Source organism: Polyangium sp. 15x6 (assembly GCF_029960785.1).
Lineage (GTDB): Bacteria > Myxococcota_A > Polyangia > Polyangiales > Polyangiaceae > Polyangium.
Genome location: NZ_JASBQE010000077.1, coordinates 44,212 through 56,958, shown reverse-complemented (window position 1 = coordinate 56,958; position 12,747 = coordinate 44,212). Strand labels below are relative to the sequence as shown.

Sequence of the window (12,747 nt, the reverse complement as noted above, 5' to 3'; positions counted from 1 at the left end):
GGGGCGTTGCCCCAGGCCCCAGCAGGGGCTGTCCGCCCCTGCACCCGGACCAGCCAGGGGCTGGACCCAGGACGATGAACTGCGCGATGCGCAGTTCATCGCACAGGCCCGGTCGAGACCGGCGACGGGCGGGGCGGTCCCACCGGCCTGTGGAAGAACTGCGCACCGCGCAGTTCTTCCCAAATGGTCCAGGGCTTGCCCTGGTTCGGGTCGAGGGGCGAACAGCCCCCGCGGGGTCCGGGGCAGCGCCCCGGCGAAGCGCCTACCAATGCTCGGGGCTATGGCAGGTTGCACGTCGTGTTGACGTAGGTCCGCCAGACCTGCTGGGCCGATCCGATGGGCCTGCCGGTCGCGCTCGTCAGCCGGACGTTGCGCCGGATGAGCCGGGCACAGCCGTGGTTGTGGAACCGCCGGAGATACTGGGCCGCCGCGTTCTTGCATTCGACGACGTCCTGCCACGTGCAGGTCTGCTCCGGCTCCGGCAGCGGGACGAAATCCCCGCTCGCGAGCCGCCTGTGGCCCCAGGGCATGGGCGTATACCCCTGCGCGATGTCCTGGCACGCCTGATTCGCGGCGTCCCAGCCCATCTGGAATGGATTCCTGGTGCAAGCCGCGTCGGCGGCCGCGCTCGTGAAGAGGCCCGCGATCAGCAATGCGGCGCCGGCCCAGTAGCTCTTCATGGTGACTCCCCCCGAGGGAATGCCGCGCCCGACCCCCCTGGCCGGACAGGCAGCCCCGTCTGCTGCGGGACATGGAGCCCGTCCGTCCGGCGTCAATCGACCGCCCGGCGCCCGAGCACCTCTGCGCCGAGCTCCGGAAAGTCCGTCATGATCCCGTCCACGCCCATCGCGAGGAGCGCGCGCATCTCGGCCTCCTCGTTGATCACCCACGCGTGCACCTCGAGCCCGCACGCGTGCGCGACCTCCACGAAATACGGCGTCACGATCGGGATCCCCGGAAGGCTCGTCGGCACCTGCAACGCGAACCCCCGCGCCACGTAGCCCGGGTTTCCCCCATTGCAGAGGAATTCCAGCGATTCGGGCAGGCACATCCCGGTTAGCACCCCTGGGATCCGCCGCCGGATCTTCTCCATCAAGGAGCCCGGCTCTGCCGTCAAGAGCACCCGCTCCCGCCCGTCGTGCCGATCGAGCACCCATTGCACCGCGGAGACCAGCGCCGCCTCGTCCGCCTTCAGCTCGATGTTGAGCGGCACGCCCGGCAGGGATGTCAGCACCTCGGCGAGCGTCGGGATCCGGATGCCGCGGCCTCGGAACGGGTGCGCGCCGTCCGGATCCTGGAACCCGTATCCCGCGTCGAGCTCGCGAATCTCGGAGAAACGTTTCTCCGAGGCCGGCCCCGCGCCGTCCGTCGTGCGCGCCACGTCCTCGTCGTGCAGCACGATCACCTCCTCGTCGGCTGTGAGGTGCACGTCGAGCTCGAGGCGGTCCGCCCCCGCCGCGAGCGCGGCGGCGAAGGCGGGCAGCGTGTTCTCGGGCGCCGTACCGGAGGCGCCGCGGTGCGCGAACAGGCGGGGGCGGGGGCCGTCCTTGTAATGCATGGCGATCAGGGAATCGTTACTGGCACCGTGGCCGTGTTGTTGTCGAGGCTCACCTCTTCGAACTCGCGGCTCGGGTTGAGCTTCACCTGGATGAAGTACTCACCCGCCGGCACGTCCGTGATGTCGAGCCACTGGCAATCGAGCGTGTTGCCGTAGAGATCCGACCAGCCGCGCTGGATGCCTTGATCCTCGCACGTGTAGATCTTGTTGCAGCCCACGTTCGGGCCGAAGGCGATCTGCTGCGTGTCCTCCATGCAATACGCCTGCTTGCGCCCGGTCACGACCTCGTTGCCCGCCTTGTCGAGCAGCGCGTACGTCGCGAACCCGTTGAAGTGGTAATGCCCGTGGCAGGGCGAGAACAGGAACAGATCCGGCCGCTCCGCCGGCGGCGGCACCGTCAGCGTCGCCATGCCCTGGTTCTTCGCCTCCACGCTGAAGCGCAGGAGCTTCCGCTCGCCCGTCCCGCCCACGCACTCCTCGATGAACGCGCACGAGTTCGGGCTCACGTCGAGCTTGTCGAAGAGGATCTCCTCGGCGAGCCGCTTCTCGTCGATCACGAGATCCGCCATCGGCTCGTTCGCCGCGTGGCAGCCGCAGTCCGTCCCGCAGAACTCGCCCGCGCCGCAGGGCGGGTCGCACACCGGCGCCTCGTTGTTGCAGTCCGCGAACACCTGGCATTTCGACGTCGCCGGCACGCAGAGCGAGCCCTCGGCGCACGACCCGCACGTCCCGCCGCAGCCGTCGTCGCCGCATTGCTTGTCCTTGCAATCCGGCACGCACGGGTCGGGCCGGCATTTGCCCTCGGCCGAGCAGGCGAAGCCCGTATCGCACGTCCCGCAGTCGCCGCCGCAGCCGTCGTCCGTGCCGCAATACAGGCCGTCGCAATGCGGCACGCAGCCGTTCGCCGTGAACTTCACCTGCAGATCGAACGCGCCGTACTGGGAGGCGTCGAACCCGTCGACGATGAGGTAATACGTCCCCACATCGAGGCCCGCGTCCACGCGCGAGCCGTAATTGCCGGGCGGCGACGCGTCGTCGCTGCAGCCCACGGTCGCCGCGGGCTTGTTGTCCAGGCATTCGTTCGCGGGCGTCGCCGGATCCTCTTTCCGGAGGTGAATCACCGTGTCGTAGCCGGACACGCGCGCCTCGATGCCCATCTTCTCCGTCAGCGTGAACTTGTAGACCGTCTCCACCGCCGTGCTCGTCGAGTTGCACGTCGGCACGACCTCGTGCAGGCCGTTCGTCGTGTCCCCCGTGATCTGGTGGACCCCGAGGAACGCCGTGCCCGCCGGGAGCAGCTCGAGCGGCGCCGCGCAGGAGCCCGGCTGGTTCGCGGGTTTGCACTCGTTCGTCGCGTTCGCGCACGCCTGACCCATGGGACAGCTCCCGCAGCTCCCGCCGCAGCCGTCGTCGCCGCAGACCTTGCCCGCGCAGTCGGGCGTGCAATCCGACGTGCACGACGCACACCCCGGCCCGAGCTCGTGCTTGCAGGTGTCCGTGGCCTCGTCGCACGTGTCCGTCGTGCATTCGGCGCCGTCTTCGCACGGGTCCGTCCCGTTCACGCACTGGCCCGCGACGAGCCGCTCCGCGCCGTTGCAGTAGATGCCGTCGCTGCACGTGAGCTCCGTCGGGGGCGACGTGATCGGCGAGCCGAATCTCGCGCCGTCGTATTGTGCGTCGAAGTTCAGCTTGAAGAGACCCGTGCGCACGGGCGCCGTCAGCGTGCCCGTGAACGTGCCGCGGCCCTCCGGTTCCACCTCGCCGGAGAGCGCGAGCGACGCGCTCGGAAAACCTTGCCCCTCCGGGAGCGTGAGCGTGACCTCGCCGGGCACCCACGTCGCTTGCCCGCTGTTTCGTGCGTCGACCTTGACGTTGATGGCGGCGCCGGGCTTGGCGCGCGCGTCGATCGTGACGACCCCGTCCGCGATCGCGAACTCGGAGACGTCGTCCGAACAGCCGGGGACGACCACGTGGAGGGCCGGGAGAAAGCAGAGCGGGATCAGCCGTCGATATCGCATGCGAAGCCTCGCCTTTGGAGTCCGGAACGGGCCGAGAGCGCGGCCCTCGGAGCTCGCATGATAAGCGGACCCGCGGCGTGATCCACGCGCGAACACGGGCGGATTTCACGGCGCCCGCCCCCTCGGCCACCCCGGCGCCGCTCTTCGACCTGCCCGACACGGCCTCGCCACCCGAGGCGGGTCCCGCATTTCTCGACGCGGTGGCCTCGCCGGCGAGGCCGCTCTTGCCGCCGCTCCCGTGCCTCTCCCTGATGCCGAGCTTACAAATTCCGCTTTGCCGAGGTCACCCTCGGCACCCGAGTCGACGCTGATCCGAGTTGCACGGCGCTCCCTCGGCGCCGAGGCGGCCTTCGCACGGCTTGCGAGCGCTGCCTCGGCCCCCGAGGACATCGCTTTCGGAACGATGTCCTCTCCCTGCACGCCCTGGGGGGCGCCGATCACGCGTGTGTGCCTAGCCTCGCGAGGGCTCCGGGTTCTGCGCCATGTAGTCGGCGAGCCCCTTGCGTGCCTTTTTGCGCACCGCGTTCTTGAGGATGGGCGTCCAGCCGAGGACGAGCCCCGCAGGCCCGAGCGCCATCCGTGTCCAGCGCCAGAGGTCGAAGCGATCCGTGTGACGGAAGATCTTCCCGTCTTTGAACTCGAACGACGCGTCGATCACGTTGTGCACGTGCCTGCCGGTCGCCGAGAACGAGTAGTGGGCCTCCCAGTGCGCGCTGCCCGTGGAATCGTCGGCGCGCACGTCGCTGAATTCGAGCGTGAGGTCTTTCCCTCGCTCGCAGAGCATGCGCCACATCCCGCGCGCCTCGGCCGCGTCGAGGCCCACGAAGACCACGTCCGAGAACGTGACGTCCCGGTGATAACAGGCGATCATTCCCTCGGCGTCGCGCTTCTGGAACGCCCGATAAAATTGCTCGATCAAGGCTTGATTCGGGTGCATGGCAGGCGGGCGAGCGGACCACGGGCCGGCCGGGCCGTCAAGCCGGAGGGCCGGGCGTGTCGTTCGGGCGTTGACGCCGGGCCGAGCTTCGTCCAGACCCACCGCTCGACCTAGGGGAGCCTCGGGCTGAGACGGCCTCCGCGTTTTTTGTGGCGGGTCGAACCCTTGGAACCTGAACCGGTTCGTACCGGCGGAGGGAAGTGTCATGAGCACCGTGAAACAGCAGCGGGTCGACGAGGCCCGCCTCCAGACCATCACGCGCGGGCCGCTGCCCGGATCGAAGAAGTCCTACCAGACCGGCGTCCTCCACCCGGACCTCCGCGTCCCGCTGCGCGAAATCTCGCAAACACCGACGCGGGAAGGCTACGGCGACGCGGTGCGTCTCGTGCCGAACCCGCCCGTCTGCGTCTACGACACGAGCGGCCCGTACACCGATCCCGAGGCCGAGATCGACGTCCGCAAGGGCCTCGCGCCGCTGCGGGCCGCGTGGATCCGCTCGCGCGAGGACGTCGTGGAGCTCCCGCGCGTGAGCTCCGAGTACGGGCAGAAGCGCCTCGACGATCGCTCGCTCGACGCATTGCGGTTTCACGCGCCCCGGCGGCCGCTTCGCGCCGCGGCCGGGAAGAACGTGACGCAGATGCATTACGCGCGGCGCGGGATCATCACGCCGGAGATGGAGTTCGTCGCGATCCGCGAGCAGCAGCGGGCCGCGGAGCGCATTCGCAAGCAGCACCCGGGGCGCTCGTTCGGCGCGTCGATCCCCGAAAAGATCACGCCCGAGTTCGTTCGCGACGAGGTCGCCCGCGGCAGGGCGATCATCCCGGCGAACGTCAATCACCCCGAGGTCGAGCCGATGATCATCGGCCGGAACTTCCTCGTGAAGATCAACGCGAACATCGGCAACAGCGCCGTGACCTCCTCGATCGAGGAGGAGGTCGAGAAGATGGTCTGGTCCATCCGCTGGGGCGCCGATACCGTGATGGATCTCTCGACGGGCCGGAACATCCACGAGACGCGCGAGTGGATCCTGCGCAATGCCCCGGTCCCGATCGGCACGGTGCCGATTTACCAGGCGCTCGAGAAGGTCGGCGGCAAGGCCGAGGACCTCACCTGGGAGATCTACCGCGACACGCTGATCGAGCAGGCCGAGCAGGGCGTCGATTACTTCACGATTCACGCGGGCGTCTTGCTCCGCTACGTCCCGCTGACGGCGAATCGACTGACGGGCATCGTCTCGCGCGGCGGCTCGATCCTCGCGAAATGGTGCCTCGCGCACCACGAGGAGAACTTCCTCTACACGCATTTCGAGGAGATCTGCGAGATCATGCGGGCCTACGACGTGAGCTTCTCGCTCGGCGACGGCCTGCGGCCCGGCAGCATCGCGGACGCGAACGACGAGGCGCAGATGGGCGAGCTCGCGACGCTCGGCGAGCTCACGCAGATCGCCTGGAAGCACGACGTACAGGTCATGATCGAGGGCCCCGGCCACGTGCCGATGCACATGATCGAGCACAACATGACCGAGCAGCTCCGCATCTGTCACGAGGCGCCGTTTTACACGCTCGGCCCGCTCACGACGGACATCGCGCCCGGCTACGACCATTTCACGAGCGGCATCGGCGCCGCGATGATCGGCTGGTTCGGGACGGCGATGCTCTGTTACGTCACGCCGAAGGAGCACCTCGGCCTGCCAAACCGGGACGACGTGAAGGAGGGCGTGATCACCTACAAGATCGCAGCGCACGCAGCCGATCTCGCGAAGGGTCACCCGGGCGCGCAGGCGCGCGACGACGCGATGAGCAAGGCGCGCTTCGAGTTCCGCTGGGAGGACCAGTTCAACCTGGGCCTCGATCCCGAGCGAGCCCGCGCGTTCCACGACGAGACGCTCCCAAGCGAAAATGCCAAGGTCGCCCATTTCTGCTCGATGTGCGGCCCCCATTTCTGCTCGATGAAGATCACCGAGGACGTGCGCAAATACGCCGCCGAGAAAGGCGAGGTCCTGCCAGAGAAGGCACTCGTGCGCGGCATGAAGGAGAAGAGCGCCGAGTTCGTCGAGGGCGGCAGCGAGATCTACCGGAAGGTCTGAGAAGGGGCCTCAGGGAGGTCCACAGCGTAGCGCCGGGGTTTCACCCCGGACCCCGACCAGGGGTTGTCCACCCCTGGACCCGGACCAGCGCAAGCGCTGGACCCGGGGCGACAGCGCGCGATGCGCGCTGTCGACAGGGAAGACGTCGCCAGCACGCAGGGCAGCGCTGCTGTCTCGATGGGCGAGGCCTCGCGGTCTTGCCAGGGCCTGTTCGATGAACTGCGCATCGCGCAGTTCATCGACCCCGAGTCCAGCGCTTGCGCTGGTCCGGGGTGCAGGGGGCGGACAGCCCCCTGCTGGGGTGCGGGGCGACGCCCCGCTCTGCGTCAGCGCCCGGGCGGGTGGTTGTCTGGGCGCTTGCGGCGGGGGCGGCCGAGTAGGCGCCGCCCTGCTTCGAGCAGGTGCTCACGCAGGGTGTCGTCGTCGATGCCTGCGTATTCGGGCGCGCCGCCGACCATCGCGAGGCCCGTGAACACGACGTGTACCGCGATTGCGTCGGCGAGGTTCGGGTTTTCGCCTGCGAGTACGGCCTTCATTCTGGTTTTGACGTCCTCGCCGTGCGGCGTCCGGAACGCCCGGTTGACGATCCGCTGAATGCAGGGGTCGCTGTTGTACAGGCCGAGCAGCGAGCGCTGGCGGACGATGAGCTCGACGAAACCCGAGAGTGCGTGATCGATCTGCGCGCTCCGGCTCCGTAGCGCGCGCGCCTCTTCGATGATCTGGTCGAGCTCCTGGACCCCGGGCGCGGCGACGGCCTCCGTGATCTCGTCCTTCGTCTTGAAGTGGTAGTAGACGGCGGCCTTCGTGACGCCGAGCTCGTCGGCGATCATTTGCAGGGACGTGCCCTCCACTCCGTGTTCGCTGAACAGCTTCAGCGCGGTGTCGAGCAGTCTTGATCGGGTGTCGGTGGCGGCGGTGCCGGCGGCGGTCATGCGCTCTCCTCGCGGAACGCCAGACAGTACCCCGGCTGCTGGACCCTGGTCACGTACTTGCCGCTCGGCTTGAGCTGTGCTTGCCGATCGGCTAGGCTCTTCGCCCGAATCGAGGTGGAACCATGTCAGCCGATGCCGTCCCGACGCTTCCTGTCAGCCGAACCTGCCCGTACGCGCCGCTCGCGGAGCATCGCAAGCTCCGTGAAGAGACGCCCATCGCCAAGGTAAAACTGCCCAATGGGCGGGTCGTATGGGTCGCCACGAGCCACAAGGACATCCGGACGATCCTATCCGATCCTCGGTTCAGCTCCAACCGGCGCCACCCCAATTTCCCCACGCTGGCGCACGAGCGCCCGCCGTCGAGCGACCTCAAGCCGATGCTGCTCGAGCTCGACCCGCCCGAGCACGGGCAGGCGCGCCGCGCCGTGCTCGGTGAGTTCACGCTCCAGCGGATCAACGCGCTCGCGCCGCGCATCCAGCAAATCGTGGACGAGCACATCGACGCCATGCTCGCCGGGCCGCGCCCGGTCGACCTCGTGCAGGCGCTCTCCTTGCCGGTGCCCTCGCTCGTCATTTGCGAGCTGCTCGGCGTGCCCTACAGCGATCACGACTTCTTCCAGAAGCACTCTTCGCTCATCGTGAATCAGAAGACGCCGGCCGACGTGATCATGGGCTCGGTCGTCGAGCTCATGACGTATCTCGGAAAGCTCGTGGGCGCGAAGGCGCAGAGCCCCACCGAGGATCTGCTGAGCCGCCAGATCCAGAAGCAGCTTGCCGAGACCGGCGCCGTCGATTTCGAGGGCATGGTCAGCATGGCGTTCCTGCTCCTCATCGCCGGACACGAGACCACCGCGAACATGATCTCGCTGAGCACGCTGGTGCTGCTGCAGCACCCGGAGAAGCTCGCCGCCATCAAGCAGGACCCGTCGAAGACCATCGGGGCCGTCGAGGAGCTCCTTCGGTACTTCACCATTGCGGAGTCCGCGCTCGGTCGGGTCGCCACGGACGACGTGGAAATCGGCGGCGTGGTCATCAAGGCCGGCGAAGGCGTGTTCGCCCTGGCCAACACGGCGAACCGCGATCCCGAGGTGTTCGAGAACGCCGACGAGCTCGACCTCGAGCGAGGCTCGCGCAACCACCTCGCGTTCGGCTTCGGCCCGCACCAGTGTCTCGGGCAGAACCTCGCCCGGCTGGAGCTCCAGATCGTCATCGACACGCTGTTCCGCCGCATCCCCGAGCTCAGGTCCGCCGTGCCTTTCGAGCAGCTCTCGTTCAAGGACAGCTCCACCGTCTACGGCATGCACGAGTTCCCCGTCACCTGGTGATCAGGGCTTTCGGGCGGCCTCTCTGGTCCTCGGCCCACCTTTGCCGTAGCATCCGGGTTCTTTCTTGAACCAGGGAGGGCGTATGGCATCGGTGGGCATCATCGGGGGCGGATTGAGTGGGCTCGTGGCCGCGAAGACGTTCCTGCGGGGCGGCTTCGAGGTCACGGTGTTCGAGAAGGAGGACGAGGTCGGCGGCGTCTGGGCGCGCTCGCGCCGCTACCCCGGCCTCCAGACGCAAAACGCCCGCGATACCTACGCATTCTCCGATTTCCCGATGCCCAGCCACTACCCCGAGTGGCCCGAGGGCGCCCAGGTTCAAGCCTATCTCTCGAGCTACGCCGACCATTTCGGCGTCACGCCGCGCGTCCGCCTTCGCACCCAGGTGGGCGAGATCCGCCGCCGTGACGGAGGCGGGTTTGCCGTGGACACGCGGCCCGTGGGCGCCCCCGAATCCGAGCGGAAGACGCACGCCTTCGACCAGGTGATCATCTCGAGCGGGCTCTTCAGCCGGCCGTACATCCCCGAGGCGCCCGGCCGCGAGGCGTTCGAGGCGAACGGCGGCCGCGTGCTGCACACGACGGCGTTCCACGACACGAGCGTCGTGCGGGGCAAACGTGTGGTCGTCGTGGGGTTCTCGAAGTCGGCGTGCGACGTGGCGTCCGTCGCGGTGGAGCCCGCGCGCGAGGTGACGCTCGTCCACCGGAGCGTCGCCTGGAAGGCGCCGCGGTTCCTGTTCGGGGTCGTGCCCACGAAGTTCCTGCTCCTGAACCGCTTCTCCGAGATGTTTTTCCTGTACCCGCACGCGGAGGGCTTCGAGCGCGCGCTGCACGAAAAGGCCGGCGGGTTCGTCGCCTGGTACTGGAACCAGGTCATGGGCGCGCTCGACAAGGACCTCGGGCTCACGAAGACCGGCCTCCGGCCCGAGATGTCCCTCCGCAACGTCGGTTGCTCGCTCAACATGGCGCCCGTGGGCTTCTACGAGGCCGCCGCGCGCGGGGCGCTGAAGCTCCACCGAGGCGAGATCGCGCGGTACCACGAAGGCGCCGTCGAGACCTCGGACGGCAAGCGCATCCCGGCCGACGTCGTGATCTTCGGGACGGGCTTTCGCCAGGAGTTCCCCTTCCTCGAACCCTCGCTCCAGCGCGTCGTGCAGGACGAGGAGGGCACGTTCCGGCTCTATCGTGGCATCTACCACCCCGACGTCCCGGGCCTCGGTTTCTGCGGCTTCATCAACAGCCTCTACAGCCAGCTCACCGCGGAGGTCGGGGCGCGGTGGCTCTGCGAGCTCTTCCGGGGCCGGATGAAGCTCCCGCCGCGCGACGAGGTGATCGCCCGCATCGACGAGCACATCGCCTTCCGCAAGCGCGAGCGGCCGGACGCGTTCACGGGCGGCGCCTGCGTCGTGCCGTGGAACTTCCACTACATCGACGACCTTTGCCGGGACATGGGGGCGCGGGTGCGGAGGCTGCCGCAAAATCCCTTCCGCGAGTTCCTCCTTCCGGTGGATCCTTCGCTCTACGCGGACCTCGAGGAGGAGCTCGATGCGCGCGCCCGAGAGGCGCGTGATCGCGACGAAGCATGCAGAACCCCCGAGACTTCAAGAAGCTCTTCAAGCGCCTTCTCCTGAGCCCCGTCGCGGGCATGTCCTGGGAGGACAAGCTCGCGTTCGTGCGCGCGTACATGCGCGAGCTCGAGTCGCGCAAGGACCCGATGGAGGAGTCCGCCGAGCTCGAGCCGGCGATCGAGATCGTCCCGTTCGAGGCGGGCCGAAGGCCGATGGACGAGGCGCTCGGCCCCGGGCTCGGCGCGAGCGAGCACGCGGGCCTCGTGTCGACCGCGGCAAACGGCGCGCACACCGACGACCTCTGCCTGCTCTACCAGGTGAAGGACCTCTACGCGTACGTCGCGCCGTTCCAGCGATCGTTCGAGGTCCGCATGTCGGTCGAGTTCCTGCCGCACGTCGAGGGCGACGGCGCGGCGTGCCCCGTCCCGGGGCTTTCGGGCATCGTGCTCAAGCCGCAGGTCGTCTCGGCCGCCGCGTACCCGTTCCCCGCGATCGAGGAGGCGTCGTGGAACGAGTTCTACAAGACCGTCTACGCGGCGACGTTGAACCCAGAGGCCCTCCTGCCGCGCCGCGAAGGCTGCCCCGAGGGGCGCGGCTACGACTGGTCCGAGGTCGCGCCCTCCCTGCGCGCGCGCACGCCCGACGGCGCCGATCCGTTCACGTTCGCGCACCTCTTCCACCAGAAGCTGCGCGTCACGCTCGCCCTGCACACGGAGGGCAACAAGTACGTCGCCGCAGACACGATCGAGGCCGAGATCTACGACACGGGCCGCTTCGGATCGCTCTACGCGCGGCTCTGCGAGCGGCTCATCCCGGCCGACACCAAGCTGCAGGCCGACGCGCTGGACATCCCGGATCTGCACGTCGGATACCACCCGTGGTTCCCGGTCCTCACGATCGGGACCGACAAGGCGATGCTCTACCTGCACGCCATCCGGCAGGACCTCGGCGAGCAGCGGCGAAACCTCCCCGATCCCGCGTGGCTCCTGCGCGTCGGGCTGTACCTGGAGCTGCTCACGTGCCTCGGCATCTTCGAGGCCGTGCGGGCCGAGCACCCGGATCTGCTCTCGCCGGCCGAGCGCCAGGTGTTCGAGAAGAGCCCGGTCTTCGCCAAGATCCGCGAGCGGCTCGACGTCACGGCGTGGAGGCGGGTCTGGGCCATGCGCGAGATCGTCCCGCGCTCGTCGGATCTGCTCGCGGCCGGGCCCGTGAGCTTCGCGAACCTCTTGCGCAAGCAGAAGGCGACGCTCGCGTTCCTGCACGCGCACCACGAGGACCTGAAGCACGCCATCGCGCTCGCCGGGCCGAACGTCGAGAACGCGCAGGAGACCTGGCACCGCGTCTTCCGCGACGCCGAGCGCGCGGTCCTCAAGAACGGCCTCGCCGCGTTCCCCGAGCTCGGTTGGCTCGACCAACGCACGCGCGACTTCGCCATGTGGCACCAGCGCGGCGTCTTCGGCAGCTACGCGCTCCCCGAGTCGCTGACGGGGGCCTTCGGGGATCAGGACGGCCTCTTCCCCTCGGCGTGCCGGCAGTACCGCCAGTCGATGAACGAGGTCGCGCGCTTCGCCCGCGAGCGCGGGCTCATGGATCACACGGGCGACGAGTGCATCCCGCGCACCGCGAGCCTCTTCGAGGCGTACATGCGCGGCGACAGCTCCCTCGTCGATGCCCTGCAGCGTCGCGACGGCTACGGCGGCGGGCTCGACGCGGCCGAGCCGCTCTCGCTCGGGCCCGAGCCCACGCATGCCGACATCGCGGCGCTCCTCCGCCGCGTGCCGGTCTTCAAGCCGCTCACGGATCGCGAAGTCGAGCGGCTCGCGCAGAAGACGCGCCCCGTCGTCTACGGCCCGCATGATCGCGTGGTGCGCGAGGGCGACCGGGGTTCGTCGCTCTTCATCCTCGCTTCGGGCACGGTCGAGGTCCTCGTGCGCCAGCAGGGCGGCCAGGACGTCGCCGTGGCCACGCTGGAGCGCGGCGCCGTCTTCGGGGAGGTCGCGCTGCTCACGGGGTGCGACCGCACCGCCACCGTGCGTACGACCTGCGAGTCGACGCTCTACGAGATCAGCAAGCAGGCGCTCGCGCCGATCATCGAGTCACGGCCGCAGCTCGTGGTCGAGCTCGGCCTGCTCATCGCTGCGCGGCAGCTCGATCGGGAAGGCCGCACGAGGCCGACGAGCACGGACGGGCTCGCGGGTCGGATCCGCAAGTTCTTGCTCGGTTGAATCGGGTGCATCGACCGCATCGCGGTCGATGCACCCTCGGTCCAGGCCGTGCCTGGTCCGGGTCCAGGGGTGGACAACCCCTGGTCGGGCCCGGGGTGAAAC

At 68.8% G+C, this 12,747-nt stretch carries 9 protein-coding genes and 1 riboswitch; of the genes, 4 read left to right on the top strand and 5 right to left on the bottom strand.

Going from position 1 to position 12,747, the window contains the following annotated elements; translation table 11 throughout:
• Window positions 1-278: 278 nt before the first annotated feature.
• The 4 genes from QHF83_RS38410 to QHF83_RS38395 all read right to left on the bottom strand — a co-directional run bounded on the left by QHF83_RS38410 (window position 279) and on the right by QHF83_RS38395 (window position 4,513).
• Window positions 279-680: a hypothetical protein gene (locus tag QHF83_RS38410; RefSeq protein ID WP_282423035.1), complete on the bottom strand. Its 402-nt coding sequence runs from the start codon at window positions 678-680 to the stop codon at window positions 279-281.
• Between the two features lie 92 nt (window positions 681-772).
• On the bottom strand, window positions 773-1,558 hold the full coding sequence (locus QHF83_RS38405) for a glycerophosphodiester phosphodiesterase (RefSeq protein WP_282423034.1): 786 nt from the start codon (window positions 1,556-1,558) through the stop codon (window positions 773-775).
• A 5-nt stretch (window positions 1,559-1,563) separates the two neighbouring features.
• Window positions 1,564-3,576 (bottom strand): lysyl oxidase family protein, encoded by a 2,013-nt coding sequence (locus QHF83_RS38400; protein ID WP_282423033.1) that lies wholly within the window; start codon window positions 3,574-3,576, stop codon window positions 1,564-1,566.
• A 451-nt stretch (window positions 3,577-4,027) separates the two neighbouring features.
• The gene (locus QHF83_RS38395; protein WP_282423032.1) at window positions 4,028-4,513 is read right to left on the bottom strand and encodes a nuclear transport factor 2 family protein; all 486 of its coding nucleotides are present in this window, start codon (window positions 4,511-4,513) and stop codon (window positions 4,028-4,030) included.
• A gap of 102 nt (window positions 4,514-4,615) precedes the next feature.
• A riboswitch (TPP riboswitch) is annotated at window positions 4,616-4,730 on the top strand.
• Between QHF83_RS38395 and thiC the strand changes: the two genes are divergently transcribed.
• Window positions 4,719-6,599 (top strand): phosphomethylpyrimidine synthase ThiC, encoded by a 1,881-nt coding sequence (gene thiC, locus QHF83_RS38390; protein ID WP_282423031.1) that lies wholly within the window; start codon window positions 4,719-4,721, stop codon window positions 6,597-6,599. (Overlaps the previous riboswitch by 12 nt.)
• Window positions 6,600-6,925: 326 nt before the next feature.
• On the opposite strand, the gene QHF83_RS38385 is transcribed toward thiC, so the two are convergent.
• A complete protein-coding gene (locus QHF83_RS38385; RefSeq protein WP_282423030.1) occupies window positions 6,926-7,531 on the bottom strand; it encodes a TetR/AcrR family transcriptional regulator in 606 nt (201 codons plus the stop codon).
• A gap of 122 nt (window positions 7,532-7,653) precedes the next feature.
• Between QHF83_RS38385 and QHF83_RS38380 the strand changes: the two genes are divergently transcribed.
• The 3 genes from QHF83_RS38380 to QHF83_RS38370 all read left to right on the top strand — a co-directional run bounded on the left by QHF83_RS38380 (window position 7,654) and on the right by QHF83_RS38370 (window position 12,645).
• The gene (locus QHF83_RS38380; protein ID WP_282423029.1) at window positions 7,654-8,856 is read left to right on the top strand and encodes a cytochrome P450; all 1,203 of its coding nucleotides are present in this window, start codon (window positions 7,654-7,656) and stop codon (window positions 8,854-8,856) included.
• Window positions 8,857-8,938: 82 nt separating this feature from the next.
• Window positions 8,939-10,483, top strand: coding sequence for an NAD(P)-binding domain-containing protein (locus tag QHF83_RS38375; protein WP_282423028.1), 1,545 nt, complete (start codon window positions 8,939-8,941; stop codon window positions 10,481-10,483).
• On the top strand, window positions 10,435-12,645 hold the full coding sequence (locus QHF83_RS38370; RefSeq protein ID WP_282423027.1) for a cyclic nucleotide-binding domain-containing protein: 2,211 nt from the start codon (window positions 10,435-10,437) through the stop codon (window positions 12,643-12,645). Before QHF83_RS38375 ends, QHF83_RS38370 begins: the two co-directional genes overlap by 49 nt.
• Window positions 12,646-12,747: the final 102 nt, after the last annotated feature.